Below are 19,327 nucleotides of genomic sequence, written 5' to 3'. Positions count from 1 at the left end.
ATCCGCTTCGGAAGAAGGTGACCCACCATGTTCGACCTCGACCTGGACGACGTCCTGACGTTCCTGTCCGTCCTGTTCTTCATCGGCGACGCCGTGCTCCTGATCGTGGGCGTGCGCCTGCTGATCGGCCGGGGGTCCCGGTGAGCGACCCGATCGAGCCGACCACCGTCCAGCTGTCCGGCGAGCGCACCGACGGTGCCACCCCGCCGCCGAAGCCGCCCAACCCGCCGTCCGCGGCTGCGCCGGACTTCGTGCCGCCGCCGCGCCGCGAGACCCCGCCGCCTCCGGCTCAACCGCCGGCTGCTCCCCCGCCGCCCCCGCCGACTTCCGGTGGGCCGGACCTGCCCGAGCCGCACGAGTGGTGGCGCAGGCCGGGCGGCGGCGGTGGTGGCGGGGGCGTGGCGACGATGGCGCCCCCGGCGCCTCCGGCGCCTGCGCCGATCACCTACGTCACGAACCACCACTACTACCCGGCCGCTTCCGCAGCCGCCGTCCCGGCGCGGTTCAGCGTCGCCCGACTGCGCCCGGCGTGGAACGCCTCGGCGCTGGTCGCCGGTCTGATGCTGGTGCCGGCCACCGGCAAGGTGCTGCACGTCTTCGGCGACGAGTACGGCGTGGTGATGGCCGCCCTGGTCGCCACCGGGCTCCTGGAGCTCAAGCACCGCGGCCGGTCCTGGCTGGTCCGGGTGCTGACCTGCAACCTGATCGCCTCCAGCGCGGTCACGGCGGCCGGACTGCACATGTACGGCTACATCGTCACGGGGGTGTGACGGTGACGCCCGCTCAGCTCTCCCTCGGCGGCCTGGCCCTCGCCTTCGCGGTCCTGGTGTTCACGCTGGTCCGCTGGTGGCGACACGGCCACCCGGCGCCCTCGGCGGCCGCCATCGCGGGCGGCCTGCTGATCGGCCTGCTCGGCGCCCTGTGCGCGGGCGGCCTGCTCGGCTGGGCCGCCCGGCGCCTGGTCACCAGCGTCACCAACCCGCTCGGCAACAAGCTCTCCGGCAAGGGCAGCAGCTGGCTGCTGCCCGCCGCCGCTCCGTCCGGCATGACCGCCGGCGGAGGCGTCGCCACCACCCTGCTCCTGGTCGTCGTCCTGCTCGCCTGGCGCTGCTGCGACAACCAGCTGCGCCGCCAGCTCGGCGCCGGCGCCCTGGTCGGCTCCGCCGCCGGAGTGATCGGCGGCGTCTCGGGCCTGGCCGCTCTCACGCTCATCCCCGCCGTGAATCACCTCGGCGACTCGATCCTCACCGCCCTGCCCTTCAAGTAACCCTGACCGGAGGTCACCCCATGAACATCCCCGCCGGCTCGCTGACCATCGGCGGCCTGTTCGTCGGCCTGGCGATCCCGCTCTGGCACACGTCCAGGTTCGCGGTCGCCCACATCAAGAACCGCGAGGCCATCCTGCAGGACTCCAAGGAGCTCGTGCCGCTGGCCGCCGGCGTCGTCTACGGCGGGCTGGCCACCGCCACCACGTCCGGCCTGATCGGCTTCACCACCGGCGCGATCACCATGTTCGGCAACGGCGCCGGCAGCTTGGCGATGTGGGGCGCCACCGGAGGCGAGACCACCCTCAACGCCCGCAGCAACATCGCCGAGCTGACCGGCATGGGCAACCTCGTGCTGCTGCTCGTCACCGTGGCGATCCTCGGCGCCTGGAAGAAGATCCCGAAGAAGGCCAAGCCGCACATGCGCCAGGGCATCATCGCCGGCGTCCTTCTCGGCCTGTCCGCGACTCTCGGCGGCTGGTTCGCCGCGCTCGTCATCCCGACCGTCAACTCCTGGGGCGCCGCCCTGGTCGGCGCCATCGCCTGACCCCGGAGCCGGACGCCATCGGTCGCCCACGCCCCGCACCGCGCCCCCGGCGCGGCCGCGGTGCGCGGGCGGCCGTCACCGCCCGACCCCAAGCCCCCACCCGAACCGCCGCCTGGAGGCACCCGTGACCACCTACCCGCCCGAACGCATCATCATCGACGTCGAAACCGAGGGCGAGTTCCTCACCGACGACCAGCCCACCCCGAACACCGCCAGCGGCCCGGCCGACAGCACCACCGAAGCCACCGCAGACCGCACCGGCCCCGGCCTCGGGGGCCGCCTCGCCACCGGCACCCTGGGCCTCGCCCGCCGCGAGTACACCGCGCTGCGCACCGGCGTCACCGTGCTCAAGGCCGAGCGCGCCGCCTGGCTGAACGCCTCCGAGGAGACCGCCGACCATCTGCGGGTCGACCTGCTGAACCGCCGCTATGGCACGTGGATCGCCCGGCAGAGCTCCGAGGTGGAGCGCCTCGAGGAGAAGGCCGCCGAGCTGGAGAAGGAAGCCCGCCGGGCCGCCGCCAGCGGCCAGGGCGACGAGGCCACCCCGGCCGACCACAAGCAGGCCGCCGCGGCCGCCGCGGCCCTGCGGGAGGAGGCCGCGGCCTGGCGAGAGCGGGCCCGCGAGATCCAGGGCCAGACCTACACCGGCCACACCACGCCCAGCGACGGGGAGCTGGAGCGCCACCGCCGCCGTACGGCCAACCGCCGCCGGGTCGGACTCGCGGCCATGGTCTTGGCCGTCGGCGGGTTCGAGATCGCCGTCGGCGCCCTGGTCCTGCCCGCGTGCACCGCCATCGCTCTCACTCTCACCGCCTGGGCCAAGGGGCGCTTCCCGAACTGGCGCCGCGAGCTCCCGGACGTCCCCGCTCTCGCGTACGAGATCGAGAGCGGCAAGCCCACCAAGGACAAGAAGGAGAAGGACAAGATGGAGAAGACGGAGAAGGCCGAGAAGGCCGGCACCGAGCAGGTCGGGCAGTCCGAGCCCGGGGCGCAGCCCCTGCGGATCAGCCAGGCCGCCACCGAGGAGGAGGCCGGCACCGCCGTCCTGCGGGCCCTGATCGGGGAGGGCTTGGCGATCGGATCGGTCACCGATGTCTCCCGCGAGAAGTGGGGCTGGAAGGCGACCGCCCACCTCATCAAGGGCAAGCCCGCCGATCTCGTCCTGCGCCTGCCGCAGCTGGACGTCGCCCTCGGCGTGCGCAGCGGCGGCGTGATGGCGCAGCCGCAGATGGCCGCCGCCGGATCGGTGGTGCTGCGGATCCTGCTCGGTGACCCGTTCGACCCGATGCCGCCGCACCCGGTCTACGCCCCGCGCTCGAACAGCATCCTCAAGCCGCTCTCGCTCGGCCCGTCCATGGACGGAAGCCCCACCCAGGTCACCATCGCCGGGCAGAACATCATGGTCATCGCCGTGCCCGGCGGGGGTAAGTCCGCGATCGTGCGCTCGCTCGCCGACTACATCACCAGCTGCACCGACGCGATCGTCCTCGACATCGACCCCACCGGCCGGGGACTGGGCCCGCTGCGCCGCCTGGCGGCGATGACCGCTTACGACGAGCAGCGGATCGACGACGTCCTGGACTGGGCGATCCGCGAGGCGGAGATCCGCACCGAGCAGATGGGCGACGACGTCGACAACTGGCAGGTGACGGATGACTCTCCGGCGGTGTTCGCCATCGTGGACGAGCACCCGCAGCTGACCAAGACGCAGAAGGCCAAGGTCATCAAGCTGGGCCGGATCGGCCGCAAGGCCCGCGTCACGGTGGTCCTGCTCTCCCAGGACGCGACCAGCGACGTCGTCGGCGACGCCATCGCCGATGTCTTCGGAATCCGGATCATGCTGCCGTGCCGCAAGGCGGACGTCCCGCTGGTCGTCGGTTCGGACACCGCGATCTCCGAGGGCTGGATGCCGCACCGCCTGGTGCCCAGCCCCGGTGACTGGGACTTGGCCGACGCCGGGGCCTTCTACATCGTGGCCCCCGGCCTGCGCGATCCGATCCTGCGGAAGTCGACCTTCCTCAATGCCGCCACCGCCACGCTCCGTACACAGGAGCGGCTCGCCGCGGGCACCGTCACCATCACCCCGGAGCCCGCCGACGGAGGCGACGACGAGGACATCCCGTCGGTTCTGATGGGGATCCGGGCCGCGTTCGAGAACCACGGCGACCCGGAGTTCCTCCTGACCGACCAGGTGCTGGAGCACCTCGCCACCACCGGGCCCGAGTGGCGCAAGTGGGACGGCCAGGAGGCGGCCGACCGCCGCCGCGAGGCCGTCAAGGCGATCGGCCGGGAGCTCAAGAAGGCCGGCTTCCCGTCCCTCAAGACGGACCGCCGGACCGATCTCAACAAGGACAACCCGCCCTCCGGGTACTGGCTGCGCGACGTCGAAGCCGCCTTCGGCGGCCAGCCGGAGTGACACCCAGCGTCACCGTCGGCGGCGTCCCGCGATCCGTCACCTGATCTGTCCGTGATCTGTCGCCGATCCGTCCCGATCCGTCTCCGGGACAGATCAGCGACGGATCGGCGACAGATCAGGAAACGGATCGTGACCTGCGAAAACAGATCAGACGGATCAGATCCGCGCACCCCCCGGAAACGGCCCCGACACCCCCCATCGGGGCCGTTTCCATACCCCGGCCGCCTCCGCGTGCCGCGACCCCTTCCCGGCCACCCAGGCCGCCACGCAACGTCACCACGAGAGACAGGAGTCTCCCGCCATGACCCCGGCCCGCACCACCACCTCGCGCCGCACCCGCGCCGCCAAGAAGACCGCCGCCAAATCCCCTGCGGCCCGCCCGGCCACCCTGGCCGACGTCCAGCCGAACCCCCCAGCCGAGCCTCCCGCGACCTTCACCGTCCGGCCGGCCGCCGACCCGGTCCTGGCGGATGCCGCCGACCGCGCTGCCGACGTCCTGGCCCTGGCGGAGGACCAGGCGCTCGCCGTCCTGGAGCGCGCTGCCGAGCAGGCCGGCCGCGAGCTGGCCACCGCCGGGCAGTGGGCCGAGGAGGCCGAGCAGCTGCGCGCGGACGCCGCCGCCGAAGCCGAGGCGGTCACGCAGCGTGCCGATCAGACGGTCCGGCAGATCCTCGACATGGCCAACGACCAGGCCGACCTGATCCTCCAGTACGCCCGGGAGCAGCGCGAGGAGGCCGACGCCGACGCCCACGCGGCGGCCGACCGGCTGCTGGAGGAGGCCACCGAGCGGGCAGCGGCGCTGCTGGCCGACGCCGAGCAGCGCGCCGCCGACGTCCGCGCCCAGGCCGAGCAGGAGGCGGAGCGGATCGTCGCCGACGCCGAGGAGCGGGCCCAGGCCGTGGCGGCCGGCATCACCGCCACCGCCGAGGAGCAGGCCGCGAAGGTGCTCGGCGAGGCCGACCGCGAGGCGGAGGCGACGCTGCGCCGGGCCGCCGGCGACCTCGCCGACGTCCAGGACCAGGTCGACGACGCCCGCCACCAGCTGGAGCGCACCCGGGAGAAGGCCGCCGCCGACCGGGCCCAGGCCGAGCAGGACCTGACCGGCGCGCGGGAGCTGGCGGCCACGGTGCAGCGGGATGCGGCCGCGGCGGCCGACCGGACCCTGACCGAGGCCGCCACCGAGGCGGAGGCGATCCGCACCCGGGCCGCCGAGACCGCCCGCCAGATCATCGCGGCGGCCGAGGAGCAGGCCGAGGAGACCCGCCAGGAGGCCGAAGCGACGGCCGCGCGCGTCACCGAGGCCGCCCGCACGGACGCCGACACGGTTCGCGAGGACGCCGACGCCGAGGCCCGCCGGCTGCGGGAGGAGGCCGAGGCCGACGCGCAGGAGCTCCGCGAGGAGGGCGCCCGCCAGGCCGCCGACCTGCGCGAGCGCGGCCAGGCCGCCGTCCAGCGCCTGCGCGAGGACGCCCAGGCCGCCATCGACGAGGCCAAGGCGGCCACCGGCGAGGAGCTGCGCCAGGCCAGCTCGAAGCGCGGCAAGGCCGACGCCGACGCCGAGCGGATCCGCAACACCGCCCGGCGCGACGCGGACAAGGTCGTCGCCGAAGCCCTGGCGCAGGTCGCCGAGGCCGAAGCCCGGGTCACGGAACTGACCGAGGAGCAGCAGCGCCTGGAGGAGGCCATGGCCGCCCGCCACCACCGCTGGTACCGGCGGGCCCACCGCTGGTACCTCGGCCGCATTCCCTGGCTGCTCACCCGCGCCGTCCTGTGGGCGGGCATCATCTTCACCAGCACGCGCGAGCACCAGCTCGCGGTGGTGGCCGGCATGGACACCAGCCTGGCGTGGTTCCTCGCCGTCTGCCTGGACGGCTGGGTGATCGCCGCGACCCGCAGCAAGATGCACAAGGAGACCCGCATCGCGCTCGGCGTGATGATGCTGTGCCAGATCGCTGCGATCCTCACCGACCTCCACCTGCTCGGCGTCGCCCAGGACGCTCACGGAGAGTGGAAGATCCAGTGGGGCCTGGCGATCCCGCTCGCCATGGTCGTCCCCATCGCGATCTGGCGCGTCCACGAGCTCATCGACCACGGCAAGGACGCTCACGCCGAGCAGGGCGCGCCCGCTCCGGCTCCGGCCGCGCCCACCGCCGTCCCGGTCGGCGCTCACGAGGTCCCTGCCCCGCGCCCGCCGCACGGCGGCCAGCCGCTGCCCTCCGCTCACGGCACGGCCACTCTCACGCCGGGCACCCACGGCGAGCGCTCACGTGAGCGCGAGATCGTCGCAGGTGGCGGGACCAGTGGCGCTCAGCGCGCGCTCCCGCCCGGCGCCCCGCAGGGCGGCGACGCTCACCAGGGAACGCCGATGAGCGACGCCGCGCTCATGTACGCCCGCAAGGCGACCACCCGCGCGCTGTTCGACGCTCTCGGCCGCCGCCCGCGCGCAGCCGAGATCCACGCCGCGCTCACCGAGCGCGGACTGCTCACCGGCACGCCCGAGCAGACGCGCAGCACCTGCCAGCGGGTGCGCGACGCGGTCGAGGCCGACGAGCCCACGCTCAAGCCCGCCGCTCGCGCTGCGTAACCGAGCGCTCAACGCGAGCGGCCTCCGGGATGAACGAAGCACCCCGGAGGCCAAGGCGCCCGAGAGCGCCGGCGGGTCGGTCTCGCCACCGGCCCGCCCCCATCCTCCCGCACCACCAACCCGCTCACCGAACCGATCCCGGAAGGGGACACCGCCCTGTTCGCCATAGACCGTGACGCCCGCATCGCTGCCCACCGCGAGCTCCTCCACGAGCGCAGCCAGACCCTCGCCAACGTCCCCGCCGGCTCCCGCGCCCATGCCCGGACCCTCGCCGAGTGCGAGGCGATCAGCGACGAGATCGAACGGCTCAAGGGCTGCATCGACATCCCGCGCTCCGTCGCCATGGCCGTGCCCGTGCTCCTCTTCGTCCTGGTCCTCGCGCTCATCAGCTGACCCGGCCGCCGGTCTCGCCCCCGGACCGCACCGCCCGCCCGGCACCCAGCCCGGCGGGCGGCGCGCATCCGGGGACGGGACCGGCCGCCCGGCCGGCACCGACCCGACGAAGGGGACACCGCGATGCAGCCCACCACCCAGCCCCAGACCACCCAGGCCCCGGACAAGCCGCTCCCCGGCACCTACGTGCTCTTCCGCGACGCCGACCGCTACCTCGCCGGCCACCCCGACCACACCCAGGTCTGCAAGGTCCTGTGCGACAGCCACTACCTCAAGGACAAGGCCACCGTGCAGGTCCTGGCCACCGACGAGGTGATCCGCTACGCGCCGGTCGTCTTCATGCGCCCGCTCGACCCGGCCGAGCTGATGCACGACATCGACACCGCCCCGCTGGACGCCCTCGGCGACGGCCGGCTGATGACCGCGGCCGGGGCCTGGCTCGCCCTCCAGCACCGCCAGGCCGCCACCGAGCCGACCGCCAAGGCACTCCCGCCCGGCCGCAGCTGACACCCCGCCCGGCTGCTGCGCCGAACCGCTTCAGCGCAGCAGCCAGCCCTGCCCCGCTACCCCCGAACCGAAAGGCACCGCCCGTGAACCTCACCTTCACCCCCGGCTCCGTCGTCGTCCTGGTCGGCGGTTCCGGGGCTGGGAAGACCACGTTCGCCCTCCGCCGCTGGCCGACCACCTGGCGCCTGAGCCTGGACGACTACCGGGCGATGGCGACCGACGACATGGCCGACCAGTCCGCGACCCCGGTCGCCGACCAGGTCCAGACGCTGCTGCTGGACGCCCGGCTCTCCCGCTCCCTCACGACCGTGATCGACTCGACCGCCCTCCTGCCCCACGTCAGGGCCGGCCTTCTCGCCCGAGCCCGCTACTGGCAGCGCCCCTGCTCGGCCGTCCTGTTCGACGTCTCCCTGGAACGCCGCCGCGCCCAGAACGCCGGCCGCGAGCGCGTCGTCCCGGACCACGTTCTGGTCGACCAGGAGCGCCTGGTGCCCACCGCCGAGCAGCTGCTCGCCGAGGGCTTCGTCCACGTCGACCACGTCCGGGCCACCGGCCCGGCCTACCTCGAACCGGCCCGCATCCGCTGACCCCCGGAGGAGCCCGTGCGCGCGATCGACCTCGACCCGACCGGCGAGCACCACGGCGGCCTGCCCACCTACCCCTGGCGCTGGTCCCCCTCCCCCGACCTGATGACCCGCCGCCAGCTGCGCGCCGTCGGCCTTCGGCCCGGCGGACAGGAGCCGGCCGCTCAGGTCGTCTGCCGCGGCGGCCTTCGCTACGGATACCTGTACCGCCGCTCCCTCTCCCTGCCGGTCCGCCCGATGACCCCGGCCCGTTGGCAGGCCCACCAGCGCATGATGCTCGCCCGCCGCACCTGCCCGCTGTGCCGCGCCGTCGCCGAGCACTGCATCCCGACCTCGCTCGGCTGCTGCCTCGAGTGCGCAGACGGCCTCGCCCTGGCCGAGCTCGAACAGCTCCTGGCCCTCGCCCGCGCCGCCGTCCCGGCCTGACCCGCCGAGCGGACCGCCGCCGCCGGCCCCGGACCCCGACCGCACCCAGCGGCCGACCCCGCCGGGACCGGCGCGGCTGCCCGGTCACCCCGACCCCGCAGACCCCGCACCCACCGAAAGGCACCACCCGTGTCCGTCGACAACCCCCGCCTCCCCGCCGTCAACGCCGCCCTGGAGAAGCTCCTCGCCGACCTCGCCCCCGACCCCCTCGACGGCCGGCTGCGCCGCGACGACGCCTACACCGTCGTCCTCGCCGCCCTCGACCACCTCGAGGCCCTCGGCCAGCGCCGCACCACCGTCGGCGAGCTGTACATCTGGTCGCGCGTCATCCCCGGCGGCGAGATGCTCGGCGGCCACGACCGCTTGATGGCGCTCCTGGAGCAGGCCGCCGACCACGGCCGCATCCGCCTCGACCACGGCCAGGTCCACATCGGCGACGCCCCGACCGGCGGCGGACCCGGCCACATCTGGATGCGCCAGCTCACCAAGGGTGGCGCCGCGGTCGAGCTGATCGGTGCCCAGCCCTGGCCCCTCGGCACTGACGCCCACCACGAGGCGCCGGCCTGGTGGCACTGCACCGGCTGCCGCGAGAACCGCGGCCAGGCCGAGGCCATGTACGTCTACGCGGTCCGCCAGGAGGTCGCCGACCACGCGGCCAAGTGCCCCTTCCTGCCGCCGCTGCCCGACGCGAGCTGACCCGCCGTGACCGTCCCGCCCTCCTACCCGCGCCGCGGCCTGCTCGCCGCCCTGCGCGACCTGCTCACCGGGCGGCCCGGCCGACCGGAGCCGACCACCCCGGACCCGGACGACTGGGGCGACGACCCCACCGGCGCCTGGTCCCCCGAACCGCCCACCGACCGGAGCAGCTCGTGACCCACGACCCGGACCCGGCGATCGACCGAGAGCTCCAGGGCCACGACCTGGACGCGCAGCAGCTCGCCGACGCCGCCCGGCACTACGTCGACGCCCTGAACCGCGGGGCGCGCACCGAGGACGCTGACCGCCTGGCCTCCCTCGCCGCCCGCCTCTCCCGGCAGGCCCACCGCATCGACGGCATGCGCGAGATCGCCCGCCGCACCCCGCCCACCGCCTGACCGACCCGCCGCCCCGGGCCCGGCCCGCCGACACCCGGTAGGCCGGGCCCCCGCATCCCGGAGGTCCCGATGACCCGCGCCGCACCCGGCCCGCACCCGCTCACCCCGGCCGACCTGCCGCCCGGCACCGCCTGGTGGAGCTCCTGCCCTGACTGCCGCTCCCCGATCCAGGGCGGCCCGCTCGGACTGCGTGCCCACCGTCGAACCGCCCACCGCCCCGACCCCAGCGACCGGCGCATCCCGATCACCATCCGCCCCTACACCTAGGAGACCTTGTTGACCGTCGTCCCGCTCAGCCCCGACTCCCCTGCCAGCCACGCCGTGGGCGTGGACTTCGACCTCACGGTCGTCGCGCACCAAAACGGCTGGCAGGACGGGCGCATCTACGGCGACCCGATCCCCGGTGCCCTCGAAGCCGTCCGGCGGCTGATGGCGTGCCGGTCCGTTTTCTGCGTCACCGCCCGCCACCGTCGTTACCACCCCGCCGTGGCGGCCTGGTTCAACCGCCATGGCATCCCCGCGGTCGTCGACCAGGACCCCGACCGCGCCTACTGGACCAGCGACGGCGGCCGGCTCCTCGTCACCAACAAGAAGTTGGGCGCGGCCCTCTACATCGACGACCGCGCGCTCGCCTTCACCGGCGACTGGGGCGCCGCCCTTCCCGAAGCGCTGCGCCGCATCGGCGAGGGCACCGACCCGGCGGCGCAGCCCGCCGCCGACGTCCCCGCACTGACGATCCGCCAGCCCTGGCTGGCCGCGATCCTCGCCGGAGACAAGCAGGTGGAGAACCGGTCCTGGCCGACCCGCCACCGCGGCCCGGTCGTCCTGCACGCCGCCCGCGCCCTCGCCCGCGACGGCCAGGCCGACCCGCTTGTCCGGGCCGCCCTCGCCCGCCCCGGCGCCCCCGCGCTGACGACCGGCGCCCTCGTCGCCACCGCCCGCATCACCGACTGCCACCGCGACACCGGCTGTTGCCGCCCCTGGGGCCTGCCTGGCCTCTGGCACTGGACCCTCACCGATGTCCAGGCCCTCGCCGACCCCATCCCCGCCGCCGGCCGCCTCGGCCTCTGGCGACTCGACCCCGGCCAGCACGCCCTGCTCCACCGCCACCAGGTCGCCGTCCTGCCCGTCCTCGCCTCTCGCTGATCCGCCCGGCGTTGGCCGTACACCCGCCCGGCCAACGCCGGGCGGGTGCCCTCTACCTGGCCACCGCACCGCACGACGAAAGGGAAACCGTGATCCTGACCATCGCCGTCCAGAACCTGAAGCGAGGCGGCCTGTTCGACGCGGACGGCAGCCGCGAAGACCGATGGCCGCTCCTCGCCAAGCGCCTCGCCGCCGTCGACCCGGACCTGGTCCTGCTCCAGGAAGCCGAGGGGTGGGCCGACGCCGGCCACCGCCAGCTCATCCGCGCGGAACAGGACCTCGGTCTCGACGGACTCCTTGCTCCCGCGCGCAGCGGCCGTGGCACCGCCCTGCTATACCGCCGCGAGACCCTGGGCCGCCGAACGAACTGGAACACCGACTACGCCGCCGACGAAACGCACCACGGGTTCGGCACCGCCGCGTTCGCCATCATGGGGCTGCCCGCGCCGCTCGCCGTCACCAGCGTCCACCTGACGCCCTACAGTGCGGACCGCGCGGTCGCGGAGGCCGACTTCGCCGCGTCCCGAAGCTACCGGTACGGCCCGTACTGCATCCTCGGCGGCGACATCAACTACCCGCCTGCCGCCGGCCCCGACCCGGCCTGGGACCGCATGCGCCCCTACAACCGCGGCGCCCGCACCCTGCTCACCGACCCGGCACTCCGCCAGCAGGCCGCCCCAGTGCCGGACCGCCGAGTCGCCTGGAAGCTCGCCGCCAACGGCCTCATCGACACCGCCTGGCACCTGCACGAGCAGACCGGCGACGAGGCCCTGCTGCGGCGCACCGGCAACGACGACCGCATTGACCAGCTCTGGGTCTCCGTCCCGCTCGCCCCGGCCATCGTCTCCTACACCCTGCTCGACACCCCGGCCGACGCCAGCGACCACCACGGCCTGGCCGTCACCCTCGACATCGACCTCATCGACACCAGCCAGCCGTGGACCTACCAGTGACCACCCCGAGGAGAATCGTGACCACCACCCAGGACCCCGCCCCGGCGGCCGAGGGCACCGACCGCGCCGAGCAGAACCTCGCCGAGGCGCTGACCCACGTGATTGGAGAGGTAGCCAGGACCGACCAGAAGGCCGGCTTACTCCTCGGCCTCGATGGGGTCCTCGCGGCCGCCGTCGCGATCCTCGCCCAGGCGAAGGGAGCCAGCCTGCTCGTCATCGCCCCCGTGGCAGCCGTCCTGCTCGCCGCCACCGTCCTCGCCGTGCTCGTCGTCCGTCCCCGCATCGCCCCTGACGACCGCAGTTCCTACGCCCACTGGGCCACCCGCACCCCCAGCCAGCTGCGCGCCGAACTCGCCCCCGACCGGCGCCTCGACCGCCTCGGCGTTCTCTCCGTGCTCTGCCACCGCAAGATGCTGCTGCTCCGCTGGTCGGCGGACATCACGATCCTCGCCCTGGCTGCTCTCGCCGGAGCGGCGCTCCTCACTGCTGCCTGATCGGTCCGGCAATGCCGAAGGCCCGCACCCCGAGACGACGGGGTGCGGGCCTTCGGCATTTGAAGCCCAGACAATTGTCTGGACTTTGTTCGAATCTATTCGAACGCTACTGGTCGGCGACCGGACCGGGCACGAGCTCTCCCCGCGCCTTGTCCAGCTGCTGCTGCACAGCGTCCAAGAACTCCACGACCTTGCCCGGATCGGTCTTCGCGAGCTTCCGCAGCCAGTCGATCGGAACCGCGTGCTCGACCCTGGCCTCGAAGGTGTTCTCGGCGGAGGGCGGCCGCTTCTTGCCGTTCTGGCTCTTCTGGCCGGCTGCCACGGTCTCCAGGTACTTCTGGACGTGTCCGACCGCTTCCTCGGCGACGAACTCACCGTTCGGCAGAGCCTTCACCGCTCCAGCGATCACCGCACCGGTGACCGGCACCGGCCCGTTCTGTACCGCCACGAAGACCGTCTCGGCGGCATCCGAGCCCTTCGCCTTCGCCAACCCCACCAGTGGGCGGACCTGCGCCTCGTTGAGCTTGCGCTCCGCCAGCTTGTGCAGCTGCTCGGCGAGCGACCAGGACCGGATCAGCTTGTCCGCGTAGTCGCGCTGGATATCCCACCGCTCGAGGCAGTAGGCATCGAAGCTGCTGTAGTCGGCGCGATAGAGCCGGCCGTCCCGGACCGCCTGGAGCGCCTTCCCGGCCGCCCAGAACGCGAGCTTCACTGCCTCGATCGCGGCCTCACACGCGAGCAGATTCCGCTGCTCGTCCACCATCAGCACGTCGGTGTCCGACAGAGGCCGGCCAGGCAGCACGATCTCCTGCACCAGGTCCACGATGCCCTTGGGCTTGCGCGGCCCCTCCGGCGTGACGTTTCGCTGCCTACCCATCAGATCACCTGCTCCACTGCGAGGCTCAGCTTGTAGAAGTCTTCCCTGGCCCGCAGCGAGGTGCCGGACGGCGCGTAGTTGGTGACGACCTCACCGCGCTTGGCCGCCCGGGAGTGCAGCGTGAGCTTCCTTATCGGCTCGGGAGCACGCCGGTAGCCACGCTCGTCCGCCCACTTGATTGCGTCCTCCAGGTCGGCCTTGCCGTCGCGCGACTCCCACATGTTGATGACCACGATGAAGGGGATCTGCCTCGGCTTAAGCACACGCTCGATGGTGAACTCGGCCGGTGAGTGGCTCATCCAGTCGGTGGTGATCGGGACGATCGCCACGTCCGTGATGTCGAGCAGGTCCCGCAGCGCGTTGGCCGCGTTCCCCTTGCCCAGCGGGTCGACCGCCATGTCGTTGTCGGCGTCGGTGTCCATGAAGCCAGGCGAGTCGACGTAGATCCGCGAGAGCCCGGGATCCTTCTTGAGCTCCGCCAACACCCCGGCCTTGCCGCGGGTGGTGACGTAGTCGAAGCTCAGCCCCTTCTCCGGAACCCGCTCGGCCCACTCCTCCAGCGACCCCTGTGGGTCGATCCCGGCGGCGACGACGGGCGCCGGGGCCTCGGGGTCACCTGCCGGGTTGTTCTGGCCGGCGACGGCGGCCAGATTCACGGTGATAGTGGTCTTACCCACCCCACCCTTACGGGCGATGACGGCAAACACACGCGCGCCACGCGACTGCGCGACGGCGGTGCCTGCCTCTGCAAGCACGGTCATATAGACCTCCGCGACTTCCCAGTCTCTGCTGGTACTCGGAGCAAATGTGAGCCAAGCATTCCAGATGATCGGATCGGCACCGAACCCGGCTCGCAGGATCGCCAGGAATCCCGACCAGGCGGCCATCGAAACCGTGCCACAGTGGCACACTCTGTGGTGACTCACGCTCACCATCTACGGGTACGTTCCCCGCAGGCCCAGCAGCACGAGGAGGACCCGGTGGGGGCGAAGGAAGCGGCGCAGCAGGTCCTGAAAGTCCTGCTCGGCCAGGACTCCCACCACGACCCCTACCTGGAGCTGCTGCGCCTGGGCGCCGCGAGCGAGCACATCGACTCCGAGGTGGTGGTCACCCTGATCGTGCCCGGCGGGCTCGTCACCGGCACGATCGTCCCGGCCGCGGTCTGGGAGGAGAAGTTCACCCGCGAGCTGGACGACTACGACCTGCGCCGGGCCGTCGGGACGGCCCGCGACCGGATCGAGGAGAACGGCGACAAGGGCCGGCGGTTGCAGCCGGACTCCCGCTTCCTCCACCTGCGCGACGTCACCTACCGCGACGGCCGGGCCAGCCACACCTTGCCGACCTGGCGCGGCCCGGTCGCGGCGGTCAGCGGCTGGACCCTCGGCGAGCCCGAGAAGAGCTGACCGCTCAGGCCGTTCCCGCCACCGTCGTCCACTGTGGTCGGTAGTGTGCGAGCCATGATGAAGAAGGCGGCCGACAGGGCCAGGGCCATTCGCCGCCGGCTGCGGATGACCTTCCGCCCGACGCCGCAGGAACTCGAGCGCTGGCGCGCCTTTCAGGCGGCCCTGGTCGCTGCCGACCGTGCGATTGTCCACGCCCTGGAGAAGAGCGGAACGGCCGGGCTGAGGACGTTGTACGCCGCCGACGTGATCGAGGCCGGCAGACAGCTCGGGACCGACGTCGCCGAGTACAACGCCCACGCAGCGCTCTACCACCGGCTGGTGGCCCGAGGACTGGACCCCGCGGCATTGCCGCTGTGGGACTTCCATACCCCGACCCCGCTGTCCAAGCAGGAAGTGCCCTGCGGCCAGTACGACCCGGGAATCCCCGGCCTGCCGTGGTGCCGACGCTGCGGATGGGAATCCGGGGACCACGTACCCCAACCCGCGCCCACTCGTTGAGCGCACCGAGCGTTCCGACCAGGGCGCGCGGCGATGCTCTGCTCTCACCGCCCGGCACGTACACCCCCGCGGCGCCCGGACGCCGGCCAGCACCGCCGCCCGGGGCGGCCGGCCGTACACACCGGCCGCCCCGATCCGAGCCCCGAACACGCCGGAGGCCGTCACCCCACGCGCAGGGTGACGGCCTCCGCACTGCTCAGAAGCCGGGGTCCTGGGGGCCGTCCGGGGCGATGAAGCGGGCGCCCAGGTTGTCGTTCGGGTTGAGGTAGACCAGCGCGGTGAACCACGTCGCCGCCGCCTTCGGGTCGCTTCGGCGCAGCAGGTCGGCGTAGCAGTAGAGGATGCGGTGGGCGGGCCGGTTGTCGAGCTCGCTGTAGAGCAGGACATCGGTGAACGGCCAGGGCAGCGACTGCTGGAGGACGCACACCCCGGCGCGGGCCCACTCCAGCGCGGCGTCCAGCTCGCCGGGTACCTCGCCCTGGTCGTCCTCGTCGTCGAAGCCGTCCTCGTCCTCCTCCTGGTGGAGGCCGGCCACCTCGTAGGCGATCGTGGCGTAGGCGTCCAGGTCCCTGGGGTGCAGCCGGCGGTCGCCGATCGTCACCGACGCCTTCTCGTACGCCGCCTCGTACGCCTCGCTGCTCTCCTCGTCCGGGGTCCAGACCCGTTCCATCCGCCAGGACTGGCGCACTGGCAGCTTGGCGATCCGCTTCTCCAGCTTCGACAGCTTGTCGCCGGCCTCGCGGTGCTCGGCGTAGAAGTCTGCGGAGTCGAACTCGTTGTACTCCGGGTCCTGGATCCAGGCCAGCAGCGGCCGGTCCAGCTGCGCGAGTGCCTCGGCGGCCAGGCCGGACGGCACCAGCCACGGCAACGTGCCCTCCAGGCTCTTCTCCACGGTATTCGGATCCTGGCCCACGGTCCTGTCGTCCATACCGGGCAGTCTCCAGGACGGCGCCGCACCGCGTGCCCGAAGCAGCAGAATTCACCGCCACGGAGCGCGCGACAGGGTAGAGAAGCCCGAAGGCCGTCACCCGCAGGTGACGGCCTCCAGTGCTTTCTCAGGGCCCCGGCAGCCTACCGCCGACCAACGACGCAAGCCCGGCCGGGACGGCCCGCTACGCCCACTCCACGCCGTGCTCGGCGAGCTGCGCGAGCTGGCCCGCGGTCAGCTTCGCCCGGCGTGCCTTCTGGTTGTTGAGCCAGGTGCCCAGCGCGAAGTGCGACACCACCACCTGCTCCTCGCCACCGGGGCCGGCCTCCACGGCCTCCACCGGCTCCTTGTGCGGGCGGGGCACCCGGGGATGCCGCTCCCGCTCGACGAACTGGGCGAGCGCGGCGACGCCCTGGGCGAACCTGTCGCCGCGGGACACCTTCGGCTTCGCCTCGGCGGCGGCCTTCGCGGCCACCAGCTCCTGGTCGGCCTCGATGCCGATCGCCGTCAGCAGGTCCCGCTGGTCCTCCTCCAGGTCCGGCCAGCCGGCCCGCTGCGCCTGCACCCAGCGGCCGAGCTGCTCGCCCTCGAACACCGTGTCCGCAGGCAGCCGGGTCCAGTCGACCAGGCCGTCGGTGTCCAGCCACCACAGCCGGGCGGTCGCGTAGGCGCGCTGCCAGGTGATGGGCCAGGTGGGGCACCACCACGGGTCGATCTCCTCCAGCGCCCGCCGCCGCTCCGGCACCAGCGCCCCCTGCTCGCCCGCCGGCACCTGCGCCGCGGCCCGCAGCTCCGACAACCAGGTGCCGATGGCGTACCCGCCGACCGAGGCCCGCGCCGGCGCCGCCAGGCTCCCGCCGTGGCCCTTCGCCCAGACCCGCGCCCAGTCCAACCCGGCCTCGAACCGAGCATCGCTCACGGACCAGATCATGCCGAGCGCGTCCAGCATCTCCACTCGGTATGACGCCAGTTCACCGTTCGCATTCTCGCTGCGCCGGTCCGACAGCCACTTTCCGAGGGGGTAATTCCCGTTCTCCCCGACGAGCGCGGAATAGGGAACGTCCAGACCGCCGGTCTCCTCGAACCATTTCCGCGCGTGACCGATCCCCTCACGCCACAACTGCGTCTCGCCGACCAGGACCCTGGAGGCGATGAACAGGGCGAGCACGTTCTCGTCCACCGGCGTCTGGAACCGCACCGGCAGCGTGAACGCCCCCGACCCGCCACCCGCACCAACCATGCTCTCACCAGGGCCGGAAGCAGCCTCGGCGCTGCGCCCCTTGGTCCGCTTGCCGGACTTCTGCGGCACCGCGAGGGCCTCGACCACCTTGGCGTCGTGGCTGCGCAGCGCGGTCAGAATCTTGACCAGGGGACCGTAGGAATCCGACTCCAGAATGTCCCCGGGCTCCTCTCCGGGCTTGAGGAAGACCGGTACGATCAGGCTGGCCGTCTTTCCTTCGCCCGGCTGCATGCGCAGGGCCCGGCCGATGGCCTGGACGATATCCACCATGCTGCCCCGGCCCTGGAGAAGCACCGAATCTGCATTCGGCATATCGACGCCCTCGCCCAATACTTTGCAGTTGCTGAAAATCCGGTACCTGAGCCCGTCGTCCTCCTCGCCCTTTCCGAAGTCGCCGATCAGCTCCTTCCGGTAGTCGACCTCGTGCTCACCGGAAAGCCACTGCGCCCAGACCTCGGGCGGGTATTTCTGCGGGTTCTCGAAGTGCAGCTTCTCGACCGTCTGATTCAGCGTCTCCGAGAAATACCGCACCTCGATCGTGCGGCTGTGGAACGTGATGCACCGCCGGAGGTCGCGCTCCACCACGGTCTTGAGCAGCCCGGCCTGGATCGCGGCGATCCGCGCGGCCGGCACCTCGTCCTCGCTGCCGTCCTCCGCCTCGCCGACACCGGGCCCCCACGGCACGCCCTGTGCCTCGGCCGCGGCCCGGTCGCCGAGCGGATCCCGCAGCTCCAGGACCACGATCTCGAACGGGGCGAGCAACTTCCTGTCGATGGCCTCCGCGAGGCCCAGGGAGTAGACGTGCGGGCCGTAGATCCGCTGGTCGTCCATCGACACCGCCAGCTCCTCCGGAAGCGGCTGCAAGGCGCCCTCGCGGCCCTTCACGGGGCGCTTGGGCGGCGCCCAGATCCGCGGAGTCGCCGTCATGTAGAGCCGGCGGTCCGCGGGGATGGCGGCCTGGTCGTGCACCACCGTCCAGGTCTTCTCGACACTGCCGGAGGACCGGTGTGCCTCGTCACAGACCATCAGGCCCAGCGGGGGCAGCAGCTCGCCTTGGCGCTCGGCCCAGTACTCGTAGGCGTCGGCGACCGCGCCCACGGACGTGTAGGTGGCGAACAGGGTGGTCGGCCGGCGGTGCTTCGCGGCGTTCGCCAGCCACATGCCGATCATCAGCGGACTGGTGCTCGCCATCACCCCGAACGGCAGCTCCGAGTCGACCAGCGAGCAGATGGCGTGCATGTCCCCGGAGCGCCCGGCCGCCCGCCAGGCGCCGACCATCTGCACCAGCAGGTCCAGCGTGGGCACGACCACCAGCACCGTCCCGCGCGGGACGAGCTTCTGGCCGGCCGCAGCACCGACGTAGCTCTTGCCGGAGCCGGTGGCCATCTGCACCGTCACCCGCAGCCCGTTCGGAGCCGGGTGCCCCGGACGGGGCGTCAGGCCCCGCACGATGGCCTCCAGCGCCTCCTCCTGGTGCCCGCGCAGCGAGATGCCGGCGGCTGCCTGAGCGGCCTTCAAGCCAGGCTTTACGACATTCACGAAGACGTGTCTCCCCTCACCCATTCCCGGACCCACACCAGGGACCACGCGGGAAATGCTGACAGTGCCCTACTGATACATTCGACGGACGGCCCGAGAATCGAGGCGACCGGATATAGCGCGCGACAGAAGCGACTATCCGGCAGGATATCAGTCCCCGGCCGCGAATTCCGGTGAACGCCCGAAAAGCACGGGTCAGGACCCCACTTCCGGCGGGATCACCTGACGTCCGAAGACTGATACACTGGAGACCGTTGCTCACCCTCCGAGGGTAGCGCACCCCGACCCGCCGTGAGGCCGAAACAGTGGTCTAGACCGTGGACTAGACCAATCCGGCGGGAGTGAAGCCGACCCGCACGCGCCCCCTCAGCGCCACCCCTCCCCCTAGTCAGCCTGCCGTAAGTCCAGCCAAAATCCCAGCTCAGTGATATGA

General features: G+C 72.6%; 21 protein-coding genes. 17 read left to right on the top strand and 4 right to left on the bottom strand.

Annotated features, from left to right (window positions below):
• Positions 1–140 precede the first annotated feature (140 nt).
• The 15 genes from ACFC1R_RS31160 to ACFC1R_RS31090 all read left to right on the top strand — a co-directional run bounded on the left by ACFC1R_RS31160 (position 141) and on the right by ACFC1R_RS31090 (position 12,409).
• Positions 141–770, top strand: coding sequence for a hypothetical protein (locus ACFC1R_RS31160; RefSeq protein ID WP_375944322.1), 630 nt, complete (start codon positions 141–143; stop codon positions 768–770).
• A 2-nt stretch (positions 771–772) separates the two neighbouring features.
• Positions 773–1,267: a hypothetical protein gene (locus ACFC1R_RS31155; protein ID WP_375944320.1), complete on the top strand. Its 495-nt coding sequence runs from the start codon at positions 773–775 to the stop codon at positions 1,265–1,267.
• A 20-nt stretch (positions 1,268–1,287) separates the two neighbouring features.
• Positions 1,288–1,812, top strand: a complete 525-nt coding sequence (locus tag ACFC1R_RS31150) for a hypothetical protein (protein ID WP_375944319.1) — start codon at positions 1,288–1,290, stop codon at positions 1,810–1,812.
• 124 nt (positions 1,813–1,936) lie between these two features.
• Complete coding sequence (locus ACFC1R_RS31145) at positions 1,937–4,228, top strand: hypothetical protein (RefSeq protein WP_375944317.1); 2,292 nt, start codon at positions 1,937–1,939, stop codon at positions 4,226–4,228.
• A 301-nt stretch (positions 4,229–4,529) separates the two neighbouring features.
• Positions 4,530–6,812 (top strand): hypothetical protein, encoded by a 2,283-nt coding sequence (locus tag ACFC1R_RS31140; protein ID WP_375944315.1) that lies wholly within the window; start codon positions 4,530–4,532, stop codon positions 6,810–6,812.
• 516 nt (positions 6,813–7,328) lie between these two features.
• Positions 7,329–7,712, top strand: a complete 384-nt coding sequence (locus ACFC1R_RS31135; protein WP_375944314.1) for a hypothetical protein — start codon at positions 7,329–7,331, stop codon at positions 7,710–7,712.
• Between the two features lie 83 nt (positions 7,713–7,795).
• A complete protein-coding gene (locus ACFC1R_RS31130) occupies positions 7,796–8,299 on the top strand; it encodes an AAA family ATPase (protein WP_375944312.1) in 504 nt (167 codons plus the stop codon).
• 15 nt (positions 8,300–8,314) lie between these two features.
• The gene (locus tag ACFC1R_RS31125) at positions 8,315–8,722 is read left to right on the top strand and encodes an RRQRL motif-containing zinc-binding protein (protein ID WP_375944310.1); all 408 of its coding nucleotides are present in this window, start codon (positions 8,315–8,317) and stop codon (positions 8,720–8,722) included.
• A gap of 129 nt (positions 8,723–8,851) precedes the next feature.
• Positions 8,852–9,418, top strand: coding sequence for a hypothetical protein (locus tag ACFC1R_RS31120; protein ID WP_375944308.1), 567 nt, complete (start codon positions 8,852–8,854; stop codon positions 9,416–9,418).
• A gap of 6 nt (positions 9,419–9,424) precedes the next feature.
• Positions 9,425–9,595, top strand: coding sequence for a hypothetical protein (locus ACFC1R_RS31115; RefSeq protein ID WP_375944306.1), 171 nt, complete (start codon positions 9,425–9,427; stop codon positions 9,593–9,595).
• Entirely contained in the window at positions 9,592–9,816 is a 225-nt protein-coding gene (locus ACFC1R_RS31110; RefSeq protein ID WP_375944304.1) for a hypothetical protein, read from the top strand. Before ACFC1R_RS31115 ends, ACFC1R_RS31110 begins: the two co-directional genes overlap by 4 nt.
• A gap of 69 nt (positions 9,817–9,885) precedes the next feature.
• The gene (locus ACFC1R_RS31105; RefSeq protein ID WP_375944302.1) at positions 9,886–10,083 is read left to right on the top strand and encodes a hypothetical protein; all 198 of its coding nucleotides are present in this window, start codon (positions 9,886–9,888) and stop codon (positions 10,081–10,083) included.
• Between the two features lie 9 nt (positions 10,084–10,092).
• Positions 10,093–10,962 carry a hypothetical protein gene (locus ACFC1R_RS31100; RefSeq protein ID WP_375944300.1) on the top strand — a complete coding sequence of 290 codons (870 nt, stop codon included), beginning with the start codon at positions 10,093–10,095 and terminating at the stop codon, positions 10,960–10,962.
• Positions 10,963–10,973: 11 nt separating this feature from the next.
• On the top strand, positions 10,974–11,915 hold the full coding sequence (locus tag ACFC1R_RS31095) for an endonuclease/exonuclease/phosphatase family protein (RefSeq protein WP_375944298.1): 942 nt from the start codon (positions 10,974–10,976) through the stop codon (positions 11,913–11,915).
• Between the two features lie 17 nt (positions 11,916–11,932).
• Positions 11,933–12,409 carry a Pycsar system effector family protein gene (locus tag ACFC1R_RS31090; protein ID WP_375944296.1) on the top strand — a complete coding sequence of 159 codons (477 nt, stop codon included), beginning with the start codon at positions 11,933–11,935 and terminating at the stop codon, positions 12,407–12,409.
• Positions 12,410–12,515: 106 nt separating this feature from the next.
• Here ACFC1R_RS31090 and ACFC1R_RS31085 read toward each other — a convergent pair whose 3' ends face one another.
• Together ACFC1R_RS31085 and ACFC1R_RS31080 are read right to left on the bottom strand one after the other, a co-directional pair.
• On the bottom strand, positions 12,516–13,286 hold the full coding sequence (locus ACFC1R_RS31085) for a hypothetical protein (protein ID WP_375944294.1): 771 nt from the start codon (positions 13,284–13,286) through the stop codon (positions 12,516–12,518).
• Positions 13,286–13,993, bottom strand: coding sequence for a ParA family protein (locus tag ACFC1R_RS31080; protein WP_375944374.1), 708 nt, complete (start codon positions 13,991–13,993; stop codon positions 13,286–13,288). The genes ACFC1R_RS31085 and ACFC1R_RS31080 overlap by 1 nt, the downstream gene beginning before the upstream one ends.
• 273 nt (positions 13,994–14,266) lie before the next feature.
• Here ACFC1R_RS31080 and ACFC1R_RS31075 point away from each other — a divergent pair, with 273 nt between their 5' ends.
• Positions 14,267–14,689, top strand: coding sequence for a hypothetical protein (locus ACFC1R_RS31075; RefSeq protein WP_375944292.1), 423 nt, complete (start codon positions 14,267–14,269; stop codon positions 14,687–14,689).
• A 54-nt stretch (positions 14,690–14,743) separates the two neighbouring features.
• The gene (locus ACFC1R_RS31070; protein WP_375944291.1) at positions 14,744–15,187 is read left to right on the top strand and encodes a hypothetical protein; all 444 of its coding nucleotides are present in this window, start codon (positions 14,744–14,746) and stop codon (positions 15,185–15,187) included.
• 196 nt (positions 15,188–15,383) lie between these two features.
• On the opposite strand, the gene ACFC1R_RS31065 is transcribed toward ACFC1R_RS31070, so the two are convergent.
• Together ACFC1R_RS31065 and ACFC1R_RS31060 are read right to left on the bottom strand one after the other, a co-directional pair.
• Positions 15,384–16,115: a hypothetical protein gene (locus ACFC1R_RS31065; protein WP_375944289.1), complete on the bottom strand. Its 732-nt coding sequence runs from the start codon at positions 16,113–16,115 to the stop codon at positions 15,384–15,386.
• Between the two features lie 184 nt (positions 16,116–16,299).
• Positions 16,300–18,873, bottom strand: coding sequence for a Helicase associated domain protein (locus ACFC1R_RS31060; protein ID WP_375944287.1), 2,574 nt, complete (start codon positions 18,871–18,873; stop codon positions 16,300–16,302).
• Positions 18,874–19,327: the final 454 nt, after the last annotated feature.

The organism is Kitasatospora sp. NPDC056138, from assembly GCF_042264695.1.
Classification (GTDB): Bacteria; Actinomycetota; Actinomycetes; order Streptomycetales; family Streptomycetaceae; genus Kitasatospora.
This window is presented reverse-complemented; position numbering and strand designations above follow the sequence as displayed.

Excerpts from the sequence above, each read along its gene's own strand:
- ACFC1R_RS31150 (WP_375944319.1), top strand. The coding sequence starts at position 1,288 with ATGAACATCCCCGCCGGCTCGCTGACCATCGGCGGCCTGTTCGTCGGC.
- ACFC1R_RS31140 (WP_375944315.1), top strand. The coding sequence starts at position 4,530 with ATGACCCCGGCCCGCACCACCACCTCGCGCCGCACCCGCGCCGCCAAG.
- ACFC1R_RS31135 (WP_375944314.1), top strand. The coding sequence starts at position 7,329 with ATGCAGCCCACCACCCAGCCCCAGACCACCCAGGCCCCGGACAAGCCG.
- ACFC1R_RS31105 (WP_375944302.1), top strand. The coding sequence starts at position 9,886 with ATGACCCGCGCCGCACCCGGCCCGCACCCGCTCACCCCGGCCGACCTG.
- ACFC1R_RS31085 (WP_375944294.1), bottom strand. The coding sequence starts at position 13,286 with ATGGGTAGGCAGCGAAACGTCACGCCGGAGGGGCCGCGCAAGCCCAAG.
- ACFC1R_RS31070 (WP_375944291.1), top strand. The coding sequence starts at position 14,744 with ATGATGAAGAAGGCGGCCGACAGGGCCAGGGCCATTCGCCGCCGGCTG.
- ACFC1R_RS31065 (WP_375944289.1), bottom strand. The coding sequence starts at position 16,115 with ATGGACGACAGGACCGTGGGCCAGGATCCGAATACCGTGGAGAAGAGC.